A 26,317-nucleotide genomic window follows, 5' to 3' on the forward strand; every position below is an offset into this window, starting at 1 on the left:
GAAATGATCCAATGTAGTTTTTTCTACTATTAACAATTGTAAAGAAATTTCGAAATTTATTGTACTCCTTTATAGAAAAAACCGATTATAGAAAGGATATCGATGGTCTTAGGGCACTTGCTGTAATCGTTGTATTTATATTTCACTGCGGCTATCTCCCTGTCGGTTATCTGGGGGTAGATATTTTCTTTGTTATCAGTGGTTATCTGATCACCAAGATTATTTATTTAAAAAGCCTTGATAACAAATTCTCGATTTTAGATTTTTATCTAAGGCGCATAAGGCGAATTATACCATTAGTCTCTTTCTTTTGTCTTTTGACACTTGTGGTAGGATTGTTTACGATGCTGCCAGATGATCTGGAAAATTTGGCACAAAGCATTGTGGCGACAAATTTCTTTGGCAACAATATACTTCAGTATGTAACAACAGGGAATTATTGGGATGTTGTAAACGAATTTAAGCCTTTAATGCATACCTGGAGTTTGGGTATTGAAGAACAATATTACTTTTTGTACCCCTTCCTTTTTCTGCTTCTAAAAGGTAAACTATTGCGCTATGTCTTGCCGGTGTTGCTATGCCTTACAGTAATATCTTTGGGATGTTATTTTCTAAATGAAGATGCTGCTGCAAATTTCTATCTCTTACCATCAAGGTTTTACGAGTTATCTATTGGTGGTATTGGTGCTGTTCTGTTCAGGAATAGGCTAATCATTACTAAAATGAGGATTTTCTATCTCGGCTTGTTAGTACTCTTATGCAGTATTGATTTTTCATTTTTACCAGACGCTTTGTTAATTCCCCTGGTGGTCTTACTCACATTGGCCATTCTGATTACATCTGCTTCTCAAAACAGTCTATCGACCCGGGTGTTGGAAAATAAAATTACAGTTGGCCTGGGGAAAATTAGTTTTAGTATTTATATGTGGCATCAGGTTTTGCTGGCCTTTTCCCGCTATTTTGTTTTAGATGAACTGACGGTCCCTATAATGGGAATGATGCTGGTTGTCACGTTACTGTTGTCTGTGGCGACCTATTATTTTATAGAGCAACCTTTTAGGGATAAAAGAAAATTGAGTACGCCCAAAGTACTATATACGCTATCTTTCGTTATAATTCTGACCACTATTTCTTCCCTGTTTATCTATTATAAAGCGGGCGTTATAAAAGACATATCAGAATTGGGGATATCTAAAAGTAATGTCACCAGGGGCATGCATGCCCTATACAATGACAGGATCAATACGTATGACCGGGATTTTAATAAAAACGGAAAAACGAAAGTGCTGGTTATCGGCGATAGTTTTGGAAGAGATTGGGCCAATGTATTATTAGAGTCCAAATACGCATCCCATCTAGACCTGGCATACAGAGATGACAAACGTACTCAACAGGATACGCTTTTAATACAAATAAAGGAATCGGATATTGTCTTCTGGTCTCAGTTTTCAAAAGAAGACATGGGCAATTTGATATTAGATAAGCAATCAGCCGAAAAGATATGGTGCGTAGGCACCAAAAATTTTGGGCTTAATAACGGGCGTTTCTATAATTTCCGTGGTACGGACTATTGTTTGCAACGCACCTCTATGGAAGATGGTTATCTACAACTCAATAAGCAGTTAAAAGAAGATTGGCAGAACAGATACATAGACCTAATTGCCTTAGTAATAGATAAGGATCTTACAGTTCCTGTGTTCACTGAGAATTGTAAATTTATAAGCCAGGATACAAGACACCTGACCAAATCAGGGGCTCAATTCTTCGCCAACCTAATAGAAAATAAGTCCGATTTTGTTCTAAATCAAGAACATTTTAATGACTGAAGACGATATAAATAGGGATTTACAAAAGCACCCCTCTGTTAATTACCCCCATAATAAAGAATATGGTAATTGAGATGATTAAGCAGCTAATGGCAGCGAGTAAATTTTCTCCTCTGAACTCTTTTTTGATTGCGAGTGTAATTGCTTTCATAACTTATAAAGTTTGTTACAAAATTCCTACAAAAAAGTGCCCTGGGCCAAAAATATCGTCCTATGACCCCCTGGTCCGGTAATGAGTTTTGTTTTGCTTTTAATCGAAAACTCTGGCCCATACGCCTAAAAAAATTGAAGCCAGATAGGACATCCATTGTCATTTAATCTTCTGAAACCGCCATTAGGTCGGATAAGGGAAAAGGCCTCAGGAGAACTTTTATGGCCATCAGGGTAGAAGTATTACATTAATGTACTGAGTAAGGCCAAGATAGCGGGCTAAATAATTTGTTAAGAATCTTGCTTTTGCCTGGAAACGGCTATAGCAAAAAGGTGTTAACCAAAGAGGTCGTTAAGCTTTGTGTCGTTCAGAGGTTTAGTGATGTATCCCTTGCAGAGTTTTTTGTTCATCGCAGTTTCAATATCATAAGTACGGCACGATGAGGATAACACATAAATATCTACAGGGTTTTGCATAAAGGCCTGGTTCCTCTCCAGTTCATCCAGTATTTCAAATCCATCCATTTTCGGCATATGGATATCGAGGAAAACAACATCTGGTTTAAGTGCCAATTGTTTTTTTAGAGATAAGGCGTAGATAGATTTTAAATACGCCAAAGCTTCCACGGGTAAATTGATGGTTCTGATCCTGATGTCTTCATGAAATTTGGCAAGTGCCTTTTCATTCAGGAAAGAATCAATAGGACAGTCATCAATTATTAAAGCATTTTTAATTCGGCTCATAAAGTTCATTACTTACAACTTAGAAATCTTTCCCCACAGTTTAAACTCGGCATCTTAGCTAGAGTTAATGCCAAAAGGCATATATTATAATTAAACAACAATTTTCATTGGAGCAATACTATTGCTCGTCTGCGGTAATTTCGCTTTTTTCCTAAAGTCTTTTTGATATAGTGAGAGCCAGAAGGTCATATCTTCATCCCATGCAAAAATCATGGACGACTTTAAATTGACCCCAAATTTCTTACTGCATTTTTTGCAGTTCAGTTTTAGAATATCATCCGAGTATTTGTTTTCCAGAACATACTTGTGGGTGTTGAATAGATTGCATTTTAAATGCAGCCAATTTTGAATAATGTTTTTTATGGTTTTAATACTGGCCATATTATAACTGATTTGCGGCAATAAGAGTAGCATTCCTGTTGCCTTTGGTTGATCTTTGGTTGTTTAATCTACTAATAAATTGCCCTGGTAGCAGGGGGAACTAATCATGCTACCAAGACATAGGTTTGGTATAGCAGTTATTGGCTTAATTCAAAAAACATATAGTATAACCACAAAATTACAGCGCTCAGAATCAAATCGGAGCTAAGGAAACTTCATTTGTTTAGGTGGAGAACACTATTTTTTAATGTGGTTTTCCACATTGGAGACAATTTAAATGCCTGATTATAAGGAATATAAAAGATTTGGATGTTTGTGTATCAGGGATAAGTGATTTCTGTCAGGAGGTAGTTTTGATATCTGACATGGAATATAACGGTACTGAAAACATAAATCTGCTGAATTTTGCTATCCTTAAAAAACCCGTATTCGTTCCTCTTATGTGTTAACTTAAATTAGACGGTTACGATCTTATTTTTGATGGCCCAGATAATTAAACCTGCATTATTTCTGGTATTGGTTTTTTCCATTAATCTCGACTTTGTAGATTCTATGGTGCGCACACTGACAAATAACTCATTGGCCAGTTCTTTATTGGTGAGTCCCTGACAAATAAGGTTTAACATATCGCTTTCCCGATTAGTAAGGTTCAGTAACTTTTTTTTCTCTTCAACAAGCAGACTCTCTATACTCTGCATTTCTATGATCACAGATCTCAAAAGTTCTTCTGAGAAGTAATTACCTCCATTATATACCTCCCTTATGGCCGTTTCTAATTCGTTTGACGGCGACTGCTTCAAAACAAATCCTTTTGCCCCTGCCGTTACCATCTCATAATAATATTTACGATCGTTGTACATAGACAAAGCAATAATTTTAAGATTGGGATTTAAACTCAGGGCAATTTTTGTAGCTGTGATGCCATCCATTATGGGCATATCAATATCTGTGAGGACAACATCTGCAGAAAGCGAAGGAAGATGTTCTGTAAATTCTTTTCCATTAGAGAATTCTGCAACAATCTTCAAGTCCTTGATATTGTTAATTATCAGTTTAATACCCTCAAGAACAATTGGTAAATCTTCAATTATAGCTATACGTATCATTGCTGATCGTTTGTAAATTAATTTCAACTTTTGTTCCTATACCTTTACTTGAAACAATTTTGTAATGACCACCAATTTTTTGAATACGACCTTCAAGGTTCATAAGGCCAAACCCCTTACTTTCCTTTTTCACTTTTTCATAATCAAATCCTAAGCCATCATCAACATATTTTATAATTATGCCTGTCGGAGACTGGTCAAACGAAATCACAATATGGTCTGCATCTGCATGCTTTATAGAGTTATTGATAAGTTCTGTAAGTGTTCGGTAAAGGGTAAAATCTATTAACTCATCAAGTTCCTGGGTTAAATTGGCATTGATTTTGAATTTAACGTTCGAAACCTCCTGTAATCTCTCGATAAAGGATCTGACGGCTTGTACCAATCCATATTTTTTCAGGATATCCGGACTAAGATTAGATGAGATTTCCCGAATACTTTGTGTGGCATCTTCCAGAAGGGCACAGGTTCTTTTAATATATCCGGTCTGTTTTTCCTTGTCTTCTTCGTCTAACATGGTCTGGAGGTAGATAAGACTAGTAGAAAGAATAGGTCCCAGACCATCATGTAGCTCTTTTGCATACCTGGCCCGCTCTTTTTCCTCGGAACTAATTATAGCATTAAAGACGTCTTTTTCTGCTTTTATTAACTTCTTTTCTGCCTCCCTGGCTTTTGTTACATCTATATAGGAAACTATAAATATATCTTCATCATTTAAAAAAGTATTAGTCGCACTAACAATGATGTTTCTTATACTGCCATTAGAATGATACATGTCAAAGGCAAAATCATCTAGTTGACCAGTGGTCAATGCTTTTTTGATAGCTGTTTTAAGATGATTACTGTCAACGGCCAAGTTGTTCTCTTTAAAACTCATATTCAAAAGTTGTTCCCTGGAGTAACCAAATAATTTACAGAAAGCCTGATTTACGTTTAATCTATGGCCTTTCCTTAAGTTTAAGATAGATTGGGCAATTGGTGAGCTGTTAAATGCATTTGCAAATTTTTCTTCGCTCTCTTTTAGGGCCAGATCTGCCATAACGCGGTCTGTGATATCGCGTATACTTCCCAGGATGTACTTTTTTTCATTGTACTGGAGTGCATTTATAGATACTTCTGTCTTAAATGTCGTTCCGTCCTTTCGCTGATGGTCCCAGTTAAGAAGTTGCGAGTCACCAACTAAAATACCGTTCATTTGCTCAAGCACCATTTGCTTTGATATTCTGCCATTGGGTTGAAGATAGGGACAAATATCCCAAACGGACAAATTAAGTATTTCCGATTTTTCATCATACCCAAACAATTTGATCATGGCAGAATTTCCATCTATGATTTTACCACTGTCATTTACCAAGAAAAATCCATCCCGGGCATTTTCAAATAAGGTTCGATATCTGGTTTCACTATTAATAAGTTCGATTAATGTGCTTTTTTGATCTGTAATATCGCGGTTGATACCTATTATTTTTTTCAGGGTATTATTCACAAAGACTGGAGAAGCAGAGCCATCTATATAGCGTATTTCCCCATTTGGGCGTTGAATCCTGAAATTTACATCATAAACAGATTTATTCTCATACACTTCTCCGAGCCGGACATTCGCATATTCGGCATCCTCAGGGTGCAATTGCTTTTGCCAGCCATTAATGTCATTGTTAAATTCGTCTCTGGTAATGCCATAAATTTCGAGTAGTCTGTTATTCCATTCCAGATCGCCACTGTCTATATTTAAAACCCAAACACCCAGTTTGGCGGTATCAATAGATAGGTTGAGTTGCTGAAGTGTTTCATTGAGTCTTTCGTTTGCCTCCTTGCGTTCGGTAATATCCAGAAAGGTGGCCACCGCCCCGGTCTGATTACCGTCTTTATCAAAAATTGGCCGAGAATTAATAGAGATCCACTTGCGTTCGTTCTCCCCGGTATGTACATTCATAATCACATCGTTCACAGAAGTTGCAGTTCTGAGTGAGATCATAGAAGGATGGTCCTCAGGGGCAAAAGGGCGCCCGTCCTCGTGAAGCGCTTTCCAACGGGGGTCAAAAGAATCTTTCCCCAGGAGCTGATTATAAGTTAAACCAAGTATTTGGGCCGCGGCTTCATTGGCAGAGACAATTTTGTCATTTTTATCATGAACTACAAAACCCTCCTTAATTACCTTTATTGATGAGGTATGAAACCGTTCTGTAAGGGTCAGTTGCTGGTTGTGCTTTCTGGTAAAATAATGAGATAATTGCGCTTTAACCCTTACTATCAGCTCTATTTCCTTAAGAGGGGCTGAGATAAGCTCATCGGCACCTGCTTCAAAGAACAAAGATATTTTCTCATCGCTAAAATCGCCTATCAGGATTATTGGCAGTTCTTTGGTGCGTTTATGTGTTTTAAGCTTTTGGCACAAACTATAGGTGCTGTCAAAATTGTTCTTTATATCCAGAAGAATAAGGCTCGACTTATCCTCAGCTATTTTTTTCTGGTCGAATTGGGTTACAGCCAAAAATTTAATGGCACGTACATGTGGTTTAAGGAAAAGGGAAACATCAGATTGTAGATCATTATCTGATGTGATCACTAAAATGTCTGCCTCAATTTTGTCTATTGCTTCATAATTCATAAAACTAGGCTTGCAGGATACCTAGAGAGGGATGGGAAGAAAAAGCCGGAAACATTCTGTTGTACAACTAACTTATCTACCCAAAATAGCAAGTATCCTTATTGTCTTAAATGTACAAAAATAGCAGGAACAAAAACTTAATGAACGAGCCATTTTTAAAGATGTGCTCATTTCTGGGGTGAGGTCTATTACTTCCTATCCCTTTTTAAGTGACTCCAGCACCTCTAACTCCCTTGCTCTTTCCATACCAACAGGCTCATTGCCCTCCCCAAAAGTGACATCAGGAGCACCTTGTTTATTGTACCACGCCAGGCAATCCGAGATCGTTTTTTCAATTGGGGTATATTCAAAACCTGCCGCCACTGCCTTGGCATTACTAATCTCCATAAAGTAATCGTCTGTAGTGGGCGCCCATAGCGGAAGATCTGACCAGGGATAGACATTTAATTCCTGAAGTTTAGCCTGAGTACTCCAGACCAGTTCGGAGGGCGATTTAAGATGGTTTTTAGCACGTTCCAAAAAAGAACGCCAACTGAGTTTTTGTGGGGTAGGTCCGGTACAGTTGTAGGCTCCGATCAGTTTTTTTTCTGCTGCAAGTACTGCAAAAGCACCCACATCATTGACATCAATAAATTGAAGTCCGTCCTGCCCATCACCAGGGCATAGGATATTTTCTCCCCGATCTAATTTTATCAACCAGTATAGCAAATCATAAGCCGGGTCTCGCCAACCTTTTATAGGGCCTGGTCTTAAAATGGTATGCCTCCCGGGAAAATTTTTAATAACCTGCATCTCCGCAGCGGTCTTCTCTTCCGGATAGTCCCATTTGCTTTTGTCCTCAGGTAAATGGACCAGTTGATAATCTTCGGCCCTCCCTGAATCATTGAAATCCTTGTAAACAGCAACACTGGATATAAAAACATAATGTTTGGTATGCGCTGTTAAGGAGGCAGCAGCCTCTTGGACCAATGCCGATTTCTGCGGCCAAACATCAATCACAACATCCCATTGTGTATTCTTTAAAGTGGAATAGCTAGGCGCACCTTTGTCCCTGTCTCCCTTAATCAGAGGCAGGTTGGGAAAAAGAGTTGGATTTGTTTTCCCGCGGTTAAAGAGCGTTGGCGAATGTCCTTTTTTAAGAATTGCCCTGACAATTGCAGGGCCCAAAAAGTCAGTACCACCAAGAACTAGAATATTTAGAGGTTGAGCGGATTGATTACAGGAATAATAAGGAGCAAGACCCATCAGGGTAGCCGACGCGGCAAGCGTTTTAGTAAAATTTCTTCTTTTCATAAGATTTCAATTTTAAGGTTCTCAGTACTTCTGACCTACAGAAGACTAACGCTGTCTCTTGCCTGGTTGCTATCCGGACAATTGGAAGATATTAAAAAATTGATTTTTTTAAGCCGGTAAAAGGGTAGTTTAACATGCTTTTAGTAAAAGAATGACTTAGGCAAACTGCTGGTTACTAAACCATTGATGAGTAACAAAGCAACGTTCTTAAACGTTCTGTATCTAAGATAATATAGAGAAATGTGATTATGTTAAAGTCGATTTCGAATTATTTATTATTAATTATTTCCATAGCTATATGTGGTTGCACTGCTGCTGATAGGGAACCAGAAAGCACCACCGGAGGTCAAGAACAGGGCACTTTAAATGGCAACTGGCACTGGGTGCGTTCTTCGGGTAGTATTGCCGGTATTACTGTTACCCCTGAGAGTTCAGGAAAGACTATGGAAATAGAATTCACTCAAGATATGGTCTTCAATAAATATGTTGACAATCAGCTGGTCTATACTTCGCCTTATGTCATTCAATTAAAAGACAGTATAATTCAGTTTACCACCTTGGCATTATTTGAATCATTGGGACCGGGATTTGATCATCAGGTAGAACAGCAGTTCAGATTAATAAACAATAATTCGCTTTTACTTTTAGATCCCTGTTGCGATAATTTCACTTTCGAGTTTGAGCGATAACTAGCTCTTTTAGTGCGGTTTACACATAATATTTAACAACCCATATATTTTACCTACAAGAAAAACAGGAAAATTCGTACTATAGCTTATTCTTAAAGTCAAGGCGCCAATTGTTCTATTGGCGCAATGCCGTTCCCCTGTTCAGTTTATTGAATACGAGTATTATAAACCTTTAATTAAATTCTGAATTATGGAAAGAACTGCAACAAAGTCAATGAAAAAGAAAACTATCCCTAAAGATTCGGGTCTTTTTGGAACCATCGAACGCCTTAAACCTCGTAAACTTCACAATTTCTTCTCGGATCTGGCCATTACTACAGATAGCGTTGTGGCAAAAGTTCGGATAGTCACCAACGATTCCACCCGCCGAATAAGTGTGGATTGGGGAGATCTTGAGGCGGATACCTTAACGATCAGGCCAGGGATAAATATCGATTTGTCGCCTGTTTTTGGAGAACCCAACCCTTTACCAGATGGCACTTATGAGCTTTTCCATGCCTATCAGGAACCCGAAGACCGCAGGGAATTTGAAAGGCATGTTACCGTGAGGATAGAGGACGGTGCAGGTAACGTCGACCAACGATCACAGACCATTACCCTTACCCCAAAGTACAGAATGACGGTTTATCAGGCGTCTGTAAGATTGCTAGGTCCCTGCGATTTTGGGGGCAGCACAAGTGAATTTGAAATAACCCAGAATGTTAATGGGACAGAAACCGGCAGATGGGGTTGGAAACCTTCCAATAATTTCTTTTCTGATTCTCAATACTTCCGTCTGGATGGCAGCCATTTTGCCCGCGAATATGAGGTAGGTGGGGATAATATATACTATTCTTTTGTTTTCAGGGAAACCGATGGCATTCTCAATGCTGATGATAAAGGAACGCACAGTAGATCGCTGGGCTTCCAGACCGAAACCGGCCTAATAGAGCAAGATGTCACCGTGGCCGACCCTAATGGTTTTGGTAGTTGTAAAGTAAGAATCCGATATGATCTGGAAGTGATGCTTATTAAGCCTTTACCCTCCCTTGGCGGGCAAGCGACCTTCTTTAAAGCCGAGTTATAGCAAATTATTATCTAAGCTCTATATAATTTATAACAGGTTAGCCAATCCTTCAATTTCCACTCCTTTGAGCTATGAAAAGCCAGCCATTGAAATGGGTGGCTTTTCATGTTTTATTTGGTTGGGATTGATAATATCAGAAGTGATGCATAGGGGAAATTTTTTTCTACTTCAGAATCGCAAATATTGATATGTCGTTCTCCCCGTATGAAGTTCTAACTAGAAAATTTATATTATTCTGTCTCAGCGATAACTTTCGCAAACATATTTTCTAATCATATATTTAGTCATAGGATCTAAAGATTTACCTGTTTCTGGGTGTTGTGCAAGATCAGTAAAATACTCTAACTCACCATCTTCATTTTTCCCATACCAGAGATTTTCACTGCCATCTTTTTTAAAGAACTCAGTATTACAATTCGGGACTATTTTTCTAAAATGTTGAATGCGGTCTTCTTTGTATATTTTCAAAAGGCCTTGTCTCATTTTTTCCTGATCAAATTCCACTTCCACATAACGGTCTTCTTGCCACACCATCCAGCGTTGACCATCCATTGTTAAATATAGAATTGCTATTAGTGACAATAGACTTAATACGATAATTATCATCCACCGTTTCATACGCTTGCTAATACCAAATTTACCTTTTGCAAATTGCGAATAACTTTCATAACCTAAATAATGACTTAAGCCATTTATTACTTTCGACTGCTTAATGCTAATGTCTTTATCCTTTTCATTTATTTCTACAGCTTTATTGAAATAGTTAATAAGCATTCTGCTTCCGATTTGGAATTTCTCATTTTCCCATATATAAGCGGATAATTCTTCACCAATGGCCAACTTAGATGGGTCATTATTTCCACTCTCCTTTAGTTTTTTTAAAGCTTCTTCAAAAGCTTTAATAATCAATGTTTTATGCATTAGAGTATTGGTTTATAGTTATTTAAACTATCTATTCTGGGGTGGAATTGTCTTGGAAATTTACTTCCTAAACCTTTCCAAAAAGCTTCCAGCATATTTCCTAACCTTCCCCTTTTTCTTCATTTCATTTGTCTCAGCATTAAAAATAAAAGCCGAAAAATGGCAACCATTTTTGATTGCTAATACGGAGGGTATTTAGATCAAGAATCAGATCCATGAGAAGTAATCTGAGGATTGGTCTTCTACCCTCCCTACTTCTCAACCGAGGGAGACGTCCCTCATTTTTCTAAAGCGATAAATCATCGCGCAATTCACTGAGTATTAACTCGGACAGCCAGAGGTATGTCCAAAATTAAACAATAATAAAATGAAAAAAATATATGTAATTGTATTTACGGTTTTCCTTAATACGGCTTTCCTGTCTTGTACGCCAGAGAGCTATGTAGAGGAAGCAATAGAAGTAGAAGCCTGCTGTGGTGATAGTGGTGACATTCCACCACCCCCACCACCTCCACCCGGCGGAGGCGGTTAATCATCTAAGATTTAGTTGTTAAATTAGAGGAATGGGAAAAATAAAAATTTCATTCCTCTTTTTTCTTGCGCATTTTTTAGTATTGCTCTTATTTAGTACTACATATGCTTTTGCCCAAGCCAATCAGGATAGCCTGCATTATTACTATCAGGCAATATTAAACCCCAAAATGCCTACAGATTTACCCAATGCCATTTCCTTCTACAATAAGAAGAAAAAATTAGATTTATCTAACAACGATACCCTTAATGCAATCCGAGACTTGCGGATGATTGCCATAGCACAAAATAAAATTGGAGATCTATTTGAAACCGAAAGCAGTATTGTAGAAGCGCTTCAACTCATAAAGACCTCCAAGCATGGCAATACCTGGGTGCAGTCGGCAATAGGCCTCTACAATCAATTGGGGAACACCTATAGAACTTCTAAGAATTATGGCGAAGCTATTAACGCCTTTAACCAAGCCCTTGAATTAGTAGAACTAACTAGGGATAGCATCACTATCCTCAACAATATTGGGAATGTATATAAAGATCAGCATCAATTTAAAAATGCGGAATTGCAATATAAAAGTGCCTTAAAATTAGTAGGTGTTACTTCAGACAGCATTCAGCTGGCCATGGTATTAGATAACCTGGGGTATATTCAAGCCAAGCAGGAAGATCCACAAGCTTTAAAATCTTTAAACAGGGCGCTGTCTTTACGAGAACGAATAAATTATAGGGAAGGATTGTACTCCAGTTATCGTAACCTATCTGAATATTACATGGATAGGAATGAAACCAGTATGGCATTGCAATATGCCAACCAGGCATATGAGGTAGCAAAGAGCTTGAACAGTGCTACCTATTTAAAAGATGCCTTAACTCGAACAATGCTCTTGAGTGAGCATGCCAATGTTCGTGAATTGGGCAGGCTTTCAGATAGTCTTGATTTGGCGAAGCAATTGGAAGAAAATAAAAACGCCTTTCGCAAGTACAACCTGGAAGAAGAGCGCAAACGGGGAGACGCCCTGAAGCTTCAACAAGAACAAGAGAAGCGGCAGCGACAGCTATTTCAAGTGATCAGTTTGGGAGCTATTCTTTTATTAATTGCTTCTTATTTCGTTTACCGGTATCGTTACAAAAAGGGGAGGTTGGAAGAAATATATAAAACGGAATCTCGTATTTCCAAAAAGGTGCATGATGAGGTGGCAAATGATGTTTACCAGGTGATGACCAAGCTGCAAAACGCATCTACTGCACAGGAAGAATGGTTAGATGATTTGGATATTATCTATAGCAAAACCAGAGATATTTCTAAAGAACTTAGTGCGCTAGACGTACAAGACGATTATGTGGAACTTCTGGGCGATTTGTTATTGAGTTATAATTCTGAGCAAGTTAATGTGCTAACAAGAGATATCTCCGAAATTAACTGGGACACTATTTCAAATCACCGGAAAACGGCAATATATCGGGTTTTGCAAGAACTGATGACGAATATGAAGAAGCATAGTAAGGCAACAGTAACCACCTTGAGTTTTGGGAATAAAGGGAATAAAATAATTATAGAATATAGCGACAATGGTGTGGGTGCTGCTTTGAAAAAGCACAATGGCCTGCAAAATGCGGAAAACCGTATTTCTTCAATCAGTGGATCACTTACTTTTAAATCTCAATTGAACAAAGGATTTAAAGCGACAATTATTGCCTAGAGTATGTATGAAAAAGTATTGATAGCTGAAGACATGGACGATATAAATAAGGGAGTTTATTCCTTACTCAAAGAGCTAGGGATCCCTGAGATTCAGCAGGTTCAATATTGTGATGATGCCCATTTAAAACTAAAAAAAGGAGTTTTTGACAAGGATCCTTTTCAGCTACTCATCACAGATCTTTCATTTAAATCGGATCATAGAAATGAAAAGCTTGCTTCTGGAGAAGCGCTGGTAGCACAAGCCAGAGCAGAATTTCCGAAGCTCAAGATCATTGTATACAGTGTTGAAGATCGCTTACAAAGAGTGAGGTCATTGATAGCCAATTACAAAATAGACGCTTATGTCTGTAAAAGCCGTACCGGACTAAAATCGCTTGCTGAGGCTATTAAATCTACCTATACCAATCAGCTTTATTTGTCTACAGAGGTTAGTAATGCCCTTAGCCGAAAATCTGAATTGGAAATAAATGATTATGATATTTTGCTTATCAAACACCTGGCTAAGGGGTTATCTCAAGATGAAATAAGCCATCTTTTTAAGCAAAAAGATATCTCCCCTTCCAGTTTAAGTTCTATAGAAAAACATTTGAATAGACTTCGCATTCAATTTAAAGCCAATAATGCCATCCACTTGGTAGCCATTACTAAAGATTTGGGGCTGATTTAGGATTATTATTTTAACTCTTTGTGGATTTCCGTAAGGCATACTGTTTCGTTGCTCCTAATTTTACTTCATAAGATTTAAATATTGAAACAATGGCAAAACAAAGAAAAACAAGTAAAAGTGCTGGCTCTGCTGCATCAAGGGTATTAAAGGATAAGAGAACTGGGAAAGACAGTAAGAAGGCGGCAGGAAGTGCTTTGTCACAAAGAGCTCCCAAAAAGAAAAGGTAATCTACCTGATAAATATAAACTTACGGAACCCGAAAAAGTTCTTTTTAGAAACCACCTAATTCTAAAATACCAATAACTTAAAATAGCAAATACTATGGCAGTTAAGCATACACCAACAAATGAAGTTCATAAAGGATATAAAGGAGGAACTACAGGATGTGGTTTTGATACTAAGGAACATCCAAGTCATTGGTTAAATACCTCATCAAGGATCACTTGTGATAAGAATGGGTGTAAAAATTGATAATCCATCTAAAGCGACAGTTTGGTAGATAATTACCAACTAGGCCAAATAATTTAAATCAAATGTTATAGTAATATGAAGCGATTTTTTTTAATTATCGCCGTAGTAATCCTACTGCTGCCAAAACAAGTCAATTCTCAAGACGATGCGGCAATCGGGGCCGCAGTTGGGGCACTTGTAGCCATCGGGGTTGGGGTTGCAGCTGTGGAGCAGATGAAGGAAAGAGCAGAACTAACCGCTACAGAATGGCTCTTGGCCAATAGGCCCGAAATAACAAGTTTTTCACTTAAGACCATAGATTTTAACGGTAAGAAGTTAAAAGATATGTCATCCGCTTCTGTAATCACATTTAAAATACAAGGATTTGAACCGGCTGATGACCCAGAATTGGACGGGAAAAAGTCTGTTCTGTTAGGATTTACGAGTCAGGGTTGGATCAATGAATATGGGATTGATTTTACAAAAGTAAGATGGTTTTTAATAGACAAACCAGAATGGACAAAAATGATGACATCCTATGTAAAAGTGGCATCTAAAGAGACAGAAGACGCCTATGTGCAGGATAATTTATCTAAAGGGAAGATTGTCAACAAGGGCGTAAAAGTGAAAAGTAAATTAACTATCCCCTTTTATAAACTGAGTGGGGATTTGTATGTGGTTACAGACTATTCTAATGATATGAAATTTGTATACAATGAAAGGTCCCTGGGGATATTTCTTAAGGATACCCAAGATCTTGTTCAAATTAAGCGTGGCAGTTTAATAGAATTGCACGAATTCTTTTATGATGAGAATTAGATAAAAGCATCACTTGTTTAAGCTGAAATTTAAATAAACAGGCAAATGATCTGAGAGTTTTCTGGCCTGCAGCAAATTCTCACATTTTTCAACAAAGTCGATGACCCCGCTTTCCCTTTTTTTAATTTCCTGCGAATAGAAGATATTATCGATGGCATAATTTAAATAATAGTTGCCTTCACAAATTCTTTTCAATGTTGTTTTCTTATTGGTTATCGCAGGGAATTTCCCGGCTGATTTCAATACATCAAACACCTTGTCTGCCTCGTCCACATTAAAATCACCCGCTAGAATTAACGGAGTTTTTAAATGCTGTAAAACATATTGGGTGATTGCTCTGATTTCTGCTTCCGGATTCTTATTAAAAGGGCGGGAGTGAAAATTTAGCAGTGTTATCAGCCGCTCTTCTACATAAAACTCCATAAGATAGGGTTCCCGATCTACGACTTTTTCTAGTTTCTTAAGCAGCGTCCCTCGGTTTCGGATTTTTATCTTATGCGTTTTCCAAAGAAAGGCATAGCGCTCTGTGGCGTATTTTGGACTTTCGGTAGGGTTACTGATCAGGTAATCCCATTTACTGCCTTTCCGGTTAAGGAGGTCTGCAAGTTGGGCAACAGCCTGCGCTCCTCCGTAGCCTGCCACAACTTCTTGTAATGCCAAAATATCCGCATCACGAACTATTTCTGCAATCTGTTCTAGTTCAACAGTGTCTTTGCTTTTACCAAAGTCGCGGATGTTCCAGGAGATGAGTTTCAGGTCTTCCTGCCCCAATGCCATGGCGCAGGAAAGAAAGAAGTAAAGGAGTAAAAGTCTTCTTGTCATAGGCTGCGAAAGTAGTAGAATTTTAGCATTGGACTTACGGAAATCCGTAAAGTAAACCTCAGAAATTCCTTTAGGTTTGGAATGATATCAAACCAAATCATCATTATGCAATACGTCTTTAAAAATGATGTCTTTAGTTATATGGCCCTTGGCTGTGCCATTTTACTGTTACTTGCTACGTTGCCCATGCCAGGAATTTATTATGATTTCCTAAGAATTTGTATATGCCTCATCGCAATTGTTCTTATGATTAAAGAATATAAAGTGCTCTTAGTCTTGTGGTGTTTTGCTTTGGTGGCCTATTTGTTTAACCCCTTTGCCCCAGTTTATTTGTATCAAAAAGCGCTTTGGCAGCCTGTAGATATTATCTGTGCCTTACTTTTTGTTTCCTATGCTTTTAAGACTAAAAAGAAGAAATCTTATGTACCCTATTCCCGTAACAAGAAGAATACATCTTACGGTAGGGATAAAATGTATTAATAAAATTGCCTAATGATGGAGCGCTCTCTTATATCAGAAGAAATTAAAAGTCATTTTTTACGTCTTTACCAAATTGCTTTAACAGACGATGAATTTAGTCAGTTAGAGATGAAACTACTGTATCAATTTGCAAGTGAACGCAACATTTCCAAAGAGCAATTAGATAAGATATTGGTGAGCCATACCGGGTGGATTTCCATTCCTGAAACCGTTGAGAAGCGAATAGAATACCTCTATGATTTAGCCTTAATGATATGGGCAGATGAGAAAGTTACAGAAGATGAATATACCACCTTAAAAAAGTATTGCCGCAAGTTTGAATTTCTAGAAGAGAATGTAACGGCCTTGGCAGATTATCTGATAGAAAGTGCCAAGGAAGGGAAAACTAAAGAAGACATATTGTTAGAATTAAATAAGTAATTATGGGACTTTTAAAAAGTATAGCTCAGATAAAACCTTCTAATAATACGGAAACTATATCTGATGAGAATGCCTTCGAAGCAGAAAGAAAAACCTATCATGAAGACGGATTTAACACCAGTAAAACTTGCCAGGGTAGGCCAGAGAATTTGGCAGCTAGTATGGAAGCCATTTATAACCGATATGAGAACAAGTGTAGGGAGCAAGAACTGGAACAAAACAAACTAAAGCATCCATATATCACTGAATTAAAGGGCAAGCAAACCTTTATCATCACTAGAAAAGAAGAGTTAGAACGACAGCAAGAACGTCTGGCAGCTACTGAAACCCAAATTGAAAATCTTAGAAGTGATATTATCGGAGTCCGGAGAGATCCCGGGGCTTACGGTATTTCTGCAGATAGAAGATCCACTTCTAAATTCTGGATCGGGCTGCTATTATTGGCATTTCTCACTGTCTACATCTTAATCTTTTATATATCTACTTCTTTCTCTGCTTTCTTTAGAACTTTTAACCCCTCTACGGAATTATTCAGCGGTATGTTTTATCCACAAGCCTTGCAAGAAGCATATGATGCTGGGGCTTTGGAACTGGGCTTTATTCTTTTTATTCCGTTTGTATTTTTTGGATTAGGATACCTAATTCATATGTTTTGGCATAAGAAGAGCACCATTAATGTCTTAAAAGTGCTACTGCTTTTTATCACCACCTTTATTTTTGATGCCTTATTGGCCTATCTTATTGATGAAAAGTTATACAACCTGGATAAGACCTTTGAAGATCCTATTTATTCGGTGGGCATTGCATTTAGCAGTCCAAGTTTTTGGGTCATCATATTTGCAGGTTTTGTTTCCTATGCCATCTGGGGATTGGTTTTTGATATGGTGATGAAGGAACACGCAGACCGGGATAAAATCCAGAATTACATCGCTACCCTAGAAAAGGAAATTAGGAATATACTACCGAAAAGGGAAAAGCATAAAGAAGAAATCCATGCTATAGAAAAGGGTATAGATGAAGTAAAGGTGCGTTGTAGTGAACTAGAAAATATTATTGATGGGTTTATTCTACCCATCAGGAATTACAAAGCACTTTCTTCTGAGTATTTACAGGGCTGGATGGAATGCGTGTCGTCCCTAATTGCCATGGGGCATGAAGAAACCCGGCAGTATTTAAATGCTTGTAGAGAGGTGTATGACAAGCATATAAAAAAGCTAGACCTGGATACCGATACCTACCAGAACAAGGTCTATACCAAATCGCTCTAGTATGAAAAAATATGTTCCTATTGTTTTATTCTTGCTTCTGGCATTTGGATTAGCCAATTGTAGACAAGACCCTTCAGAAAAGCAGGAGGAGGCGAAAGCTACTCATAGCATCAATAAATCAGGTTGCCCACCCTACATCCTTAAGAATAAAGAGAATAATCTTAATCTGAGTGTTTTTCTAGATTTGTCTGATAGGATTACCAATCCTGGTATCATTTCAAAAGATACGGCCTATTTAAGTTTAATTGCCAAGGCTTTTACAGATCATGTTAAAACAAAGAAATTAGTCTTGATGCAAGATAGAATACAGGTCTTTTTTAATCCGGTGCCGCAGACCATAGAGATCAATGCCATGGCTCAAAAATTAAAGCAGGAATTCAACAAAGATTCTCCCAAATCCCAGCTTGGTTTAACAGAGCAGCGGTATGCCAAAATTCCCTTTGAGATTTATGATTTGGCCCAAAAATCTGGAGAATATCCTGGGGCTGATATTTATAATTTTTTTAAAGACGATGTTCAGAATTATGCGATGAGCAGTTGCCATAGAAATATTTTAATTATCCTGACAGACGGTTATATGTATCATAAGAATGCCGTTATTGATGTTGCTAACCAGTCCTCCTACCTTACTCCAAGATCCTTAAGCGCATTACCTTTAAATTCTGTAGGATGGAATTCTTTAATGAAGGAAAAAGAGATAGGCTTTATACCTGTGGCTAGTGGCCTGGAAGATTTGGAAGTATTGGTGCTGGGCATTGAGAGTAAGAACCCCAATAACCCGTTTGCTCTAGATATTATGCGTACCTATTGGTCTGACTGGTTTACGGCTATGGGAATTAAGAAACACAAAATTATAAAAGCAGATTTACCTCTGGCAGTGGGGGAGGTGATAAAGAACTTTATTGAGAACTAACTATTACTGTCCAGGGTTTAATATTGTATTTAATCGCTTCTTTAGTTTTGCTTTTTAGAGTATCCGGCGATAAAAATTTACAGTTATAGAACAATTATACCTATTTGATATAATTCTAATATTCGAATTTTAAATCTAAATTCAATTATACTTTTTAAAGTTCTCTGCTTGCTCAAATATCTCTTGATATACCTCATCTCTATCTACTGGTGGATAGCCGTTTTCAGCAAGTAGGATGATCAAATCAACCTTGAGTTCTGCTTTTATATCATTTCTTTTACTCCAGTCTGTATATTTGGCCTTATCATCAACGACTACTTTCACTTTTTTCGCCAGCTCAACTAATTTATCTTCTGGATAGGTGAAATCATATTTAACACAGAGTTCTTTTAGAATATCGTAAAAGGCCTTTTCTTCAAAGTCAATACCCAAGTCTTTAAAAGAACCTTTTTCCTTTTTAATGGCATGATATAAATCGATAATTTCATCCGTAAAGTCCTCTAATACTTCACTTCGCAACACATCATCTTCTCTACGCTCATTGTAGCGGTCTACTAAGGCTTTCATCTTTTGTGAAAAATCGATACCTTTTACTCTATTCACCTTTTTAAACTCCTCTATCGCCTTTGCTAATAGTTGTTGTAAGAGTTTAATTTTTGTGTTGGGCAGCTTAATCTTCTCGAGTTTTGCGAGATAGGAATCATCAAAAATATCATACTCAGTGCTGTCTCCTTCACCTAGTTTAAAAATTTCTTCGACACCATCACTCGCCAAAGCATTTTTTATCATTTCCCTGACTTTGGCATTCATTTGAGCTGTATCAGGTGCATTACCTTTAGTCAACTTAAAAACGATGGAGCGAACCGCTAAATAAAAGTGGATATAGTCTTTTTCTTCTTGGGTAATTTCCCCACTACCAGAACATATATCATATGCCGCTTTCATACGCTTTACTAGAAACATAAAACGCTTTTCTAAACTTTCCGTTTGTTGAACAAATTCAGCTGCATTATTCAAGGTATTTAGTTGCTCGAGTGGTTTACCAGAAAAGTAGCTTGAGGCGTTAAACGAATGAAATATCTTGTTTAGTAAATCGAGATGATCTCTCACCACTACTATAGACTGATTAATATCTTCAAAGTTTTGACTATCGGCTTTATTGTAGTGTGCCAGAGCTAAATTCATTTGCTTCTTAATACCAATATAATCGACAACAAGACCTTTATTTTTACCCTTAAACTTTCTATTAACCCTGGATATAGTTTGAATTAAATTATGTTGCTGTATTGGTTTGTAGATATAAATGGAATCTAAAAACGGGACATCAAATCCAGTCAGCCACATATCTACCACAATAGCAATTTTAAAGTTTGACTTCTCATTTTTAAATTGTCGGTCAAGTTCTTTCCTGTAGTCTTTGTTGCCTAGGGCATCATACATTTCTTTAGGATCATCTTTACCTCGGGTCATAATCATTTTAATGCGTTCCATTGGTTTTATGTCGCGCTTCTCCTTATCTGTTAATTCTGCTCCCTCTTCTGCTACTTTAACTTCTGCCCATTCGGGACGTAAGGCAATTACATTTTGATAAAACTCAAACGCAATTGGTCTACTACTGCAAACAAACATGGCTTTTCCCTTAACCGTGGCACCTTCATTTAATCTATTTTCATAATGATTTACAAAATCACGTGCTATTTCTTTAAGTATATCAGGATCACCCAATATACTGTTCATATTGGCAGATGCTTTTTTACTTTCTTCTATTTGATAGTCGTTGGTACCTTCTTCTGCACATTTTGCGTAGTATTCTTCTATTTTTTGAAGCTCACTGTTTTTTAGCAATACTTTAGCGGCGCGACCTTCATAAACGATACGAACTGTAATTTCGTCCTTTACAGATTCTGTCATGGTATAGGCATCCACTATGTCTCCAAATACATCTAAAGTAGCGTCAATTGGTGTGCCGGTGAAACCAACAAAAGTGGCGTTGGGTAAAGAATCATGAAGGTATTTTGCAAAACCATAGGTCTTAACAACTCCTTTTTCTGTGACTCTGATTTTCTGCTCTAAATTGATTTGGCTGCGATGTGCCTCATCTGAAATACAAACCACATTAGTCCTTTCGGTTAGTAATTGTGTGTCCTCAGTAAATTTATGTATGGTGGTTAAAAACACACCACCACTTTGACGGTCTTGCAAATACGTTCTTAACTCGGCTCGACTTTCTACGGACTTTACAAAATTATCACCTATATAACCTTTGGCATTGGTAAACTGACCCGATAATTGATCATCTAAATCTGTTCTATCGGTTATTAAAACAATGGTTGGACTTGAAAAATGAATAGACTTCATCAACAAGCGGGTTAAGAATAACATGGTAAAACTCTTACCGCAGCCTGTGGCTCCGAAATAGGTGCCACCTTTACCATCACCATGGGGTTTTTGGTGTTTTATGATGTTTTTATAGAGCTTATTAGCTGCATAATATTGCGGATAACGCGCTAAAATCTTTTCATCTTTTTTAGAGGAATCGGGTAGATAAATGAAGTTTCTGATAATATCTCTTAACCTGTCTTGATGAAACATACCTTGTATTAAAGTAAACATAGAATCAATACCATCCACTTCTTTTTTAGAACCTTCAATTTTACGCCAAGCATAAAAGAACTCATAAGGTGCAAAAAAAGAACCGGCTTTATTGTTGACACCATCACTAATCACACAAAAAGCATTGTATTTAAACAGCTCTGGTATATCTCTTTTGTATCGCACGGTTAATTGTACAAAAGCATCGTGAATGGTAGTATTTTCTTTAATGGCCGTTTTAAACTCTAAGACAACAACTGGTAAACCGTTGATGTAAAAAATTCCATCAGGGATTCGTTTGTTAGATCCTACGATTTCTAACTGGTTAACAATTTTATAGGTATTGTTATTCTTTTTACTGAAGTCTATAAGGTATATCCAAATGTCTTTTTGACTGCGGTCTTCACGCTTAAATTTAAAGCCGTTAGACAGCTTTGTCATAAACGTTTTATTGCTTTCATATAAATCTGAAGCAGGCAAAACTTGTAACTCTCTTATTATTTGATGTACTTCTGTTTCGGTTAGCTTTTCTTTGTTATAATGATCGAGTAAAAAAACCTTTAAATCGTCAAGAATTAAAACTTCATCTAGTTCTCGGGTAATAGTATTGCCTATGACATGCGGAATCTCTTGCTCTGCTAAAAGATCAATAAAAGCTTGTTCTAATTGTGCTTCGGTGAATTTCATTTAGTCTAAATTGTGTCCTAACAAATTTGAGAATTGATCTTTTGTAACTAATAAAAAGTTACCCGTATCATAGGTGTTTTTCTCAACCCTCTTCAAAAAACCTAAATAATTCATTATTCGAATAAAGGTTCTTAAAGCAGTATCATTATATGCAACACCAATACCTATTCTTCCCAATGAGGCAGCATTAATAAGACTTCCTATAAAATGTTTTTTAGAGTTTTTATTTTCTACTTCTATCGAAAGAAAACATCTGGCATTTTGGTTTTTAGATAGAACCCTATTAAAAGGTAATATTTTTATTTCATTATTAATTTCTTCGCCTATATTTAAAATGTGTAGATCATAAATTGATTTAAGAAAATTACGAATATGAAGTTTTCTAATAAGTCTATTATAGACATTCATTTGATTATTTCCAGCTATTGTAGAAAATGGGCCAACCGCAATATCTACTCTTGGTGAGTACTGGTTACTGTAACCACGGAATGCAGTCCATTCAGGAACTACTTCCAATTCTGGTAGTTTATTTTGAAGTAATGGTACGATTATGTTTTGATACTCTCTAGTTGTCATATCTACAGTTCTTGAATATCCTTCTCAATCAACTTAAACTGGTCTTTAATTTCTTCACCCATATAAAAATCGAGTAAGTCTTTTTTGGTTAAAGTGCCTGTCTCCAAAAACTTGGTTAAATACTGTTGGTTGAACTCCATTAGTAACATGGATTTCTCTAGATGCTTTAAAATTTCTTTATTCGCGTCAATATTTTTTTCTACTAAGGTCTTTATTGCTTTAACTTCTGATATATCCTTAATGATTCGTGTAACTAGTATGGCTAACAAATCTTTATCTAAATCTAATGTTTTAGCATTTAATGCAATATCCCTAGCAAGCATATAAGCAATAAATAGATTATTGTAGTTCCCTTTTTGTGAATCTATTATAGCAATGAACCCAACCTCTGGAATATAACCTACATTTTCTGTAAATTTTAAAATAGCATTATCTACCAAAGAAATATCAAATACAATTAGACTCGCCTTTGAATTACGGTTGGCATTAGCTTCTATAAGTTGACTCCAAGCAGTATCTGTTTTTCTTATAAAAATATCCTTGGTTTCTATCTCACCAAGTCTAATACTTTTATCAAACTTACACTCTATGGCAATTTTTAAATCACTGTCACCATTGACATTGCATATTATATCACCTGTTTTGTTTTTAGCTAATTCGCCAGCAGCATTACCTGTTAGCAATGCTACATCCTTCATGTTTTTAGAACCAAAGAAGTCATTAAGAGCTTCTGCCACTTCATCTTCTGCAAGCGTGCCTTTTATAGTGGATTTATAAAAGAGCTCTTGCTTCATATCAAAAATCATCTTGAGGCTTTCTAGCTCTGTACCCAACTCATTGGATGTTTTGGATAGAAAAGCCGACAGTCTATCTTCCATAAGTGCCAAAACACCAATATATAAAGCACGTATAAACTTATTATCACGCTCATTAGTTGGCAGCTTATCAAAATAGTTAAAGACTATTTCGTTGTCTAGCTCAAACTTTTGAACTTCTACACGTTTCAGTTTTTGATTGAGTTTTAGATTTGTCATTATTCTCTTAATTTATCAAATGCGTCTATAATCCTTTTTGGAATTTTATCAATATGATTGATATGCTTTAGCAATAATTCAGATGAATCAATTCCTTTTGACGGTAGCCTAATCAAAGTATCATAATCTACATCATCAACTAGACATTTATCATAAACACCTCTTTTTAAAATGGAATAAAACTTCTGATTATTATTACATTTCACATTTGGAATCTCCGCTTTCCATCCATTAATTTCTTCAATATTAAACTCAAACACACCATTATAATAATCCTTGAGAATATCAAGCCAAACTTCATTTTCAATTGAATCCTCTATGTCTTGAATACCAATAAAAAACATATTGTCTTTAATAGCGGCTGCACCAATTACAAAGCTCATATCATTATCAAATAGGTAGACTACTTGCTCATCTGATTTTTTAAAACCATCCATTACTTTATCCAACAAAGCTTTATTTATTAGCCATTTATCTTTTCCTTGAATGTTTATTAATTGGATATTGTCCTTAATTAATGTGCTACCAGAATATAATTCATAAAGTTTTGGAACCAAGTACTGTTCAGTGTCACCCTCTACGATTAAAAATTTATCATGAAAAAGGAAGTCGCTATTCTTTACGTTTAGCGAAGAATAAATTGCTTCAACATCATCACATCCATTAATAACTGAATAACCATCATCCTCTTGAATTACACTATTAATTTTATCAAGATTCGATTTATCTATAAAAATTGTAGAATGTGTGCTTATTATAGTTTGAACATTTCCTTCTGAAACTTTATTTAGTATGTCAAAAAATTCTCGTTGAGCTTTAGGATAAAGATGTGTTTCTGGTTCATCAAACGCCCAAATAAACTTATTAATACTTTCCTTATCGGTATCTGCTTTTGCTTTTATTAATGAAAACCAAATTTGTCTTTTTAATCCTTCTCCTTGATTTTCTAGATGTATTGGACCATCACTATAAGTTTTTGTAACCATTACATCAGATATTTTCTCCTTTACATCAAAATAAACTTTTGAATTTATGCCTTCAACATCTTTAGCAACCTCCCTAATTATATCGCTAATTTCGCCAAACTTCTTGTTAATGGCTTCTTCTGCCTTTTTTGCAGACTCTACCGCTTCGGCTTTAATAGGTTTTAAATGAACATCTATTTCTTCCTTCATTATTGCATTTGCAGTTGCAATAATTTCATCCAAACTAGTATTCCAATCAAATAAGCTAAATGAAGGAAAAATATCACTATCGCTTTTTGCTAACTTATACACTGACCATTGAAGTTTAGAATCTGTTTTAGTGTAAATAGCCCTAACCTTTTCAAGATTTGAAAATCTGCCCTTACCATTTTCATTTTCTATTTCATCAGAAGTAACTTCATGCTCCTTTATTTTGCTATCAAGTGCTTTTACGGCCAAATTCCATAATTCGGCAGAATCCTCTGAATCGTTCATTAACGCAAAAGTCTTAGACATCCCTCCCTTAAATTTTTTAGCCAGCCATACTACTCGTTCGTCATTGCTTTCTATGGACCATTTTAATGGTGTTGACAAATTCATTTCTGTATATTCTTTACCTTCATCTTCGTCATATACAAACTTTCCTATTATATATGTTGAAGCACCATCATCTTCAAAATTTGGCAACCCTTTTTTGGCAAGCAACTCATTAAGTTTGGTTGTCTCTTCTGAAGTATTTGACAAGTCGCTTTTATAATTACCTTCACCTAATGAATTATATTTAGACTTTGCATTTAGCAATAAATCAAATGCCTGTAAAATAGTAGACTTACCACTATCATTCAAGCCAATATAAATATTTGGGTTATCTTCTGACAGCACCAAGTTTATGGTCTTACAACTCCTGTAATTAAAAATGATAATTTCTTCTAAATACATCTATTAAAGTTTTTCAAAATCATAGTTCTCTCTAATATTTGCAGCAAAATAAACTCCTAAGGAACCTGCATTAATTAATTCTTCATAAATAGCTAAAGGCACATCAAAATATTGATAAACTGTACCTCCTTTAAATTCAACTTCCAAGGTATTCGTTTCTGGGTTGTACCCTACTGATACTAAATTTGACGAGCTAACTGGCGTTCTTTCCATAATTATATTTTTAGTTTATTAATTCTTCCTCAACCACAACCTTGGTCATTTTTGAGAGAAGTAATTCCTTTAACTTTTCTAAAGTTGAATTTTGTCTTGTAAGGCTCTCTCTTTTCTTTAAAATTTGAACAAATGGATGTTTTTGCATAATTTCAAATACAGGTTCAATTATCATTAATTTTTCAATTAACTGTTTAGAGAGATTGGGTTGTGCTCCGCCAATAGCATGACTTACAATTTCATCTCTATTAACTCTAAAATAATAGTATAGGTATGCACTTTTAATTTCATTTTCACAAATCATTGCACAACATGCTTGATTAGTTGAAGACTTCTTTTTTAAATAACCAACTTGTCCTTTTGTTGTATAGTGTCAGCAAAAAGTGAACTTTTAAAGGGTTAAATCTAAGATATAGATTTAATATTTTTAATAACCTTTAAAAGCAAGACAAATGCCT

At 36.3% G+C, this 26,317-nt stretch carries 26 protein-coding genes and 1 pseudogene; 13 read left to right on the forward strand and 14 right to left on the reverse strand.

From position 1 onward, the window contains the following. Positions 1 to 59: 59 nt before the first annotated feature. Positions 60 to 1,826, forward strand: a complete 1,767-nt coding sequence (locus J1G40_RS11680; protein ID WP_265242822.1) for an acyltransferase family protein — start codon at positions 60 to 62, stop codon at positions 1,824 to 1,826. Positions 1,827 to 1,845: 19 nt separating this feature from the next. Here the strand turns inward: J1G40_RS11680 and J1G40_RS11685 are convergent, their stop codons facing one another. The 6 genes from J1G40_RS11685 to J1G40_RS11710 form a co-directional block, all read right to left on the reverse strand. Beyond that, positions 1,846 to 1,977 (reverse strand): hypothetical protein, encoded by a 132-nt coding sequence (locus J1G40_RS11685; protein ID WP_265242823.1) that lies wholly within the window; start codon positions 1,975 to 1,977, stop codon positions 1,846 to 1,848. A gap of 335 nt (positions 1,978 to 2,312) precedes the next feature. Beyond that, on the reverse strand, positions 2,313 to 2,720 hold the full coding sequence (locus J1G40_RS11690; protein WP_265242824.1) for a response regulator: 408 nt from the start codon (positions 2,718 to 2,720) through the stop codon (positions 2,313 to 2,315). 90 nt (positions 2,721 to 2,810) lie between these two features. After that, entirely contained in the window at positions 2,811 to 3,101 is a 291-nt protein-coding gene (locus J1G40_RS11695) for a hypothetical protein (protein ID WP_265242825.1), read from the reverse strand. Positions 3,102 to 3,556: 455 nt separating this feature from the next. Then, on the reverse strand, positions 3,557 to 4,207 hold the full coding sequence (locus tag J1G40_RS11700) for a response regulator transcription factor (protein WP_265242826.1): 651 nt from the start codon (positions 4,205 to 4,207) through the stop codon (positions 3,557 to 3,559). Beyond that, positions 4,185 to 6,815: a PAS domain S-box protein gene (locus J1G40_RS11705; protein ID WP_265242827.1), complete on the reverse strand. Its 2,631-nt coding sequence runs from the start codon at positions 6,813 to 6,815 to the stop codon at positions 4,185 to 4,187. Before J1G40_RS11705 ends, J1G40_RS11700 begins: the two co-directional genes overlap by 23 nt. A gap of 195 nt (positions 6,816 to 7,010) precedes the next feature. Further along, the gene (locus J1G40_RS11710; RefSeq protein ID WP_265242828.1) at positions 7,011 to 8,108 is read right to left on the reverse strand and encodes an NAD-dependent epimerase/dehydratase family protein; all 1,098 of its coding nucleotides are present in this window, start codon (positions 8,106 to 8,108) and stop codon (positions 7,011 to 7,013) included. A 248-nt stretch (positions 8,109 to 8,356) separates the two neighbouring features. Between J1G40_RS11710 and J1G40_RS11715 the strand changes: the two genes are divergently transcribed. Then, entirely contained in the window at positions 8,357 to 8,797 is a 441-nt protein-coding gene (locus J1G40_RS11715; protein ID WP_265242829.1) for a hypothetical protein, read from the forward strand. Positions 8,798 to 8,987: 190 nt separating this feature from the next. Continuing rightward, positions 8,988 to 9,863 (forward strand): hypothetical protein, encoded by an 876-nt coding sequence (locus J1G40_RS11720; RefSeq protein ID WP_265242830.1) that lies wholly within the window; start codon positions 8,988 to 8,990, stop codon positions 9,861 to 9,863. A 240-nt stretch (positions 9,864 to 10,103) separates the two neighbouring features. On the opposite strand, the gene J1G40_RS11725 is transcribed toward J1G40_RS11720, so the two are convergent. Then, positions 10,104 to 10,784: a hypothetical protein gene (locus tag J1G40_RS11725; RefSeq protein ID WP_265242831.1), complete on the reverse strand. Its 681-nt coding sequence runs from the start codon at positions 10,782 to 10,784 to the stop codon at positions 10,104 to 10,106. Between the two features lie 367 nt (positions 10,785 to 11,151). Between J1G40_RS11725 and J1G40_RS11730 the strand changes: the two genes are divergently transcribed. The 6 genes from J1G40_RS11730 to J1G40_RS11755 all read left to right on the forward strand — a co-directional run bounded on the left by J1G40_RS11730 (position 11,152) and on the right by J1G40_RS11755 (position 14,950). After that, entirely contained in the window at positions 11,152 to 11,316 is a 165-nt protein-coding gene (locus tag J1G40_RS11730; protein WP_265242832.1) for a hypothetical protein, read from the forward strand. A gap of 31 nt (positions 11,317 to 11,347) precedes the next feature. Beyond that, on the forward strand, positions 11,348 to 13,012 hold the full coding sequence (locus J1G40_RS11735; RefSeq protein WP_265242833.1) for a tetratricopeptide repeat-containing sensor histidine kinase: 1,665 nt from the start codon (positions 11,348 to 11,350) through the stop codon (positions 13,010 to 13,012). Positions 13,013 to 13,015: 3 nt separating this feature from the next. Further along, a complete protein-coding gene (locus J1G40_RS11740) occupies positions 13,016 to 13,681 on the forward strand; it encodes a response regulator (RefSeq protein ID WP_265242834.1) in 666 nt (221 codons plus the stop codon). A gap of 89 nt (positions 13,682 to 13,770) precedes the next feature. Further along, a complete protein-coding gene (locus tag J1G40_RS11745; RefSeq protein ID WP_265242835.1) occupies positions 13,771 to 13,908 on the forward strand; it encodes a hypothetical protein in 138 nt (45 codons plus the stop codon). Between the two features lie 94 nt (positions 13,909 to 14,002). After that, positions 14,003 to 14,152: a hypothetical protein gene (locus J1G40_RS11750; RefSeq protein WP_265242836.1), complete on the forward strand. Its 150-nt coding sequence runs from the start codon at positions 14,003 to 14,005 to the stop codon at positions 14,150 to 14,152. Positions 14,153 to 14,227: 75 nt separating this feature from the next. Then, entirely contained in the window at positions 14,228 to 14,950 is a 723-nt protein-coding gene (locus J1G40_RS11755; RefSeq protein WP_265242837.1) for a hypothetical protein, read from the forward strand. 9 nt (positions 14,951 to 14,959) lie between these two features. Here the strand turns inward: J1G40_RS11755 and J1G40_RS11760 are convergent, their stop codons facing one another. Then, complete coding sequence (locus J1G40_RS11760) at positions 14,960 to 15,772, reverse strand: endonuclease/exonuclease/phosphatase family protein (RefSeq protein ID WP_265242838.1); 813 nt, start codon at positions 15,770 to 15,772, stop codon at positions 14,960 to 14,962. A 105-nt stretch (positions 15,773 to 15,877) separates the two neighbouring features. Here J1G40_RS11760 and J1G40_RS11765 point away from each other — a divergent pair, with 105 nt between their 5' ends. The 4 genes from J1G40_RS11765 to J1G40_RS11780 are packed head-to-tail and all read left to right on the forward strand — an operon-like array spanning position 15,878 to position 18,853. Further along, on the forward strand, positions 15,878 to 16,252 hold the full coding sequence (locus J1G40_RS11765; protein WP_265242839.1) for a DUF6804 family protein: 375 nt from the start codon (positions 15,878 to 15,880) through the stop codon (positions 16,250 to 16,252). 12 nt (positions 16,253 to 16,264) lie between these two features. Further along, on the forward strand, positions 16,265 to 16,672 hold the full coding sequence (locus J1G40_RS11770; protein ID WP_321160197.1) for a hypothetical protein: 408 nt from the start codon (positions 16,265 to 16,267) through the stop codon (positions 16,670 to 16,672). A 2-nt stretch (positions 16,673 to 16,674) separates the two neighbouring features. Continuing rightward, the gene (locus J1G40_RS11775; RefSeq protein WP_265242840.1) at positions 16,675 to 17,940 is read left to right on the forward strand and encodes an ABC transporter permease; all 1,266 of its coding nucleotides are present in this window, start codon (positions 16,675 to 16,677) and stop codon (positions 17,938 to 17,940) included. 1 nt (position 17,941) lies between these two features. Next, positions 17,942 to 18,853, forward strand: a complete 912-nt coding sequence (locus J1G40_RS11780; protein ID WP_265242841.1) for a hypothetical protein — start codon at positions 17,942 to 17,944, stop codon at positions 18,851 to 18,853. A 141-nt stretch (positions 18,854 to 18,994) separates the two neighbouring features. Here the strand turns inward: J1G40_RS11780 and J1G40_RS11785 are convergent, their stop codons facing one another. The 6 genes and pseudogenes from J1G40_RS11785 to J1G40_RS11810 all read right to left on the reverse strand — a co-directional run. Beyond that, on the reverse strand, positions 18,995 to 22,132 hold the full coding sequence (locus tag J1G40_RS11785) for a type I restriction endonuclease subunit R (RefSeq protein ID WP_265242842.1): 3,138 nt from the start codon (positions 22,130 to 22,132) through the stop codon (positions 18,995 to 18,997). Then, positions 22,133 to 22,708, reverse strand: a complete 576-nt coding sequence (locus J1G40_RS11790; RefSeq protein ID WP_265242843.1) for a hypothetical protein — start codon at positions 22,706 to 22,708, stop codon at positions 22,133 to 22,135. 2 nt (positions 22,709 to 22,710) lie between these two features. Then, on the reverse strand, positions 22,711 to 23,742 hold the full coding sequence (locus J1G40_RS11795; protein ID WP_265242844.1) for a hypothetical protein: 1,032 nt from the start codon (positions 23,740 to 23,742) through the stop codon (positions 22,711 to 22,713). Further along, positions 23,742 to 25,646, reverse strand: a complete 1,905-nt coding sequence (locus J1G40_RS11800; protein ID WP_265242845.1) for an AAA family ATPase — start codon at positions 25,644 to 25,646, stop codon at positions 23,742 to 23,744. Before J1G40_RS11800 ends, J1G40_RS11795 begins: the two co-directional genes overlap by 1 nt. A 3-nt stretch (positions 25,647 to 25,649) precedes the next feature. Continuing rightward, positions 25,650 to 25,859: a KTSC domain-containing protein gene (locus J1G40_RS11805; RefSeq protein WP_265242847.1), complete on the reverse strand. Its 210-nt coding sequence runs from the start codon at positions 25,857 to 25,859 to the stop codon at positions 25,650 to 25,652. 10 nt (positions 25,860 to 25,869) lie between these two features. Then, positions 25,870 to 26,208, reverse strand: a pseudogene (locus J1G40_RS11810) (restriction endonuclease subunit S); the annotation flags it as partial. Positions 26,209 to 26,317: the final 109 nt, after the last annotated feature.

Origin of the sequence: Muriicola sp. Z0-33, from assembly GCF_026126425.1 — a bacterium.
Classification (GTDB): domain Bacteria; phylum Bacteroidota; class Bacteroidia; order Flavobacteriales; family Flavobacteriaceae; genus JAFMPW01.

Coding starts and splice junctions, on each gene's coding strand:
- J1G40_RS11685 (WP_265242823.1), bottom strand. CDS start 1,977: ATGAAAGCAATTACACTCGCAATCAAAAAAGAGTTCAGAGGAGAAAAT.
- J1G40_RS11690 (WP_265242824.1), bottom strand. CDS start 2,720: ATGAGCCGAATTAAAAATGCTTTAATAATTGATGACTGTCCTATTGAT.
- J1G40_RS11695 (WP_265242825.1), bottom strand. CDS start 3,101: ATGGCCAGTATTAAAACCATAAAAAACATTATTCAAAATTGGCTGCAT.
- J1G40_RS11700 (WP_265242826.1), bottom strand. CDS start 4,207: ATGATACGTATAGCTATAATTGAAGATTTACCAATTGTTCTTGAGGGT.
- J1G40_RS11705 (WP_265242827.1), bottom strand. CDS start 6,815: ATGAATTATGAAGCAATAGACAAAATTGAGGCAGACATTTTAGTGATC.
- J1G40_RS11710 (WP_265242828.1), bottom strand. CDS start 8,108: ATGAAAAGAAGAAATTTTACTAAAACGCTTGCCGCGTCGGCTACCCTG.
- J1G40_RS11715 (WP_265242829.1), top strand. CDS start 8,357: ATGTTAAAGTCGATTTCGAATTATTTATTATTAATTATTTCCATAGCT.
- J1G40_RS11720 (WP_265242830.1), top strand. CDS start 8,988: ATGGAAAGAACTGCAACAAAGTCAATGAAAAAGAAAACTATCCCTAAA.
- J1G40_RS11725 (WP_265242831.1), bottom strand. CDS start 10,784: ATGCATAAAACATTGATTATTAAAGCTTTTGAAGAAGCTTTAAAAAAA.
- J1G40_RS11730 (WP_265242832.1), top strand. CDS start 11,152: ATGAAAAAAATATATGTAATTGTATTTACGGTTTTCCTTAATACGGCT.
- J1G40_RS11735 (WP_265242833.1), top strand. CDS start 11,348: ATGGGAAAAATAAAAATTTCATTCCTCTTTTTTCTTGCGCATTTTTTA.
- J1G40_RS11740 (WP_265242834.1), top strand. CDS start 13,016: ATGTATGAAAAAGTATTGATAGCTGAAGACATGGACGATATAAATAAG.
- J1G40_RS11745 (WP_265242835.1), top strand. CDS start 13,771: ATGGCAAAACAAAGAAAAACAAGTAAAAGTGCTGGCTCTGCTGCATCA.
- J1G40_RS11750 (WP_265242836.1), top strand. CDS start 14,003: ATGGCAGTTAAGCATACACCAACAAATGAAGTTCATAAAGGATATAAA.
- J1G40_RS11755 (WP_265242837.1), top strand. CDS start 14,228: ATGAAGCGATTTTTTTTAATTATCGCCGTAGTAATCCTACTGCTGCCA.
- J1G40_RS11760 (WP_265242838.1), bottom strand. CDS start 15,772: ATGACAAGAAGACTTTTACTCCTTTACTTCTTTCTTTCCTGCGCCATG.
- J1G40_RS11765 (WP_265242839.1), top strand. CDS start 15,878: ATGCAATACGTCTTTAAAAATGATGTCTTTAGTTATATGGCCCTTGGC.
- J1G40_RS11770 (WP_321160197.1), top strand. CDS start 16,265: ATGATGGAGCGCTCTCTTATATCAGAAGAAATTAAAAGTCATTTTTTA.
- J1G40_RS11775 (WP_265242840.1), top strand. CDS start 16,675: ATGGGACTTTTAAAAAGTATAGCTCAGATAAAACCTTCTAATAATACG.
- J1G40_RS11780 (WP_265242841.1), top strand. CDS start 17,942: ATGAAAAAATATGTTCCTATTGTTTTATTCTTGCTTCTGGCATTTGGA.
- J1G40_RS11785 (WP_265242842.1), bottom strand. CDS start 22,132: ATGAAATTCACCGAAGCACAATTAGAACAAGCTTTTATTGATCTTTTA.
- J1G40_RS11790 (WP_265242843.1), bottom strand. CDS start 22,708: ATGACAACTAGAGAGTATCAAAACATAATCGTACCATTACTTCAAAAT.
- J1G40_RS11795 (WP_265242844.1), bottom strand. CDS start 23,742: ATGACAAATCTAAAACTCAATCAAAAACTGAAACGTGTAGAAGTTCAA.
- J1G40_RS11800 (WP_265242845.1), bottom strand. CDS start 25,646: ATGTATTTAGAAGAAATTATCATTTTTAATTACAGGAGTTGTAAGACC.
- J1G40_RS11805 (WP_265242847.1), bottom strand. CDS start 25,859: ATGGAAAGAACGCCAGTTAGCTCGTCAAATTTAGTATCAGTAGGGTAC.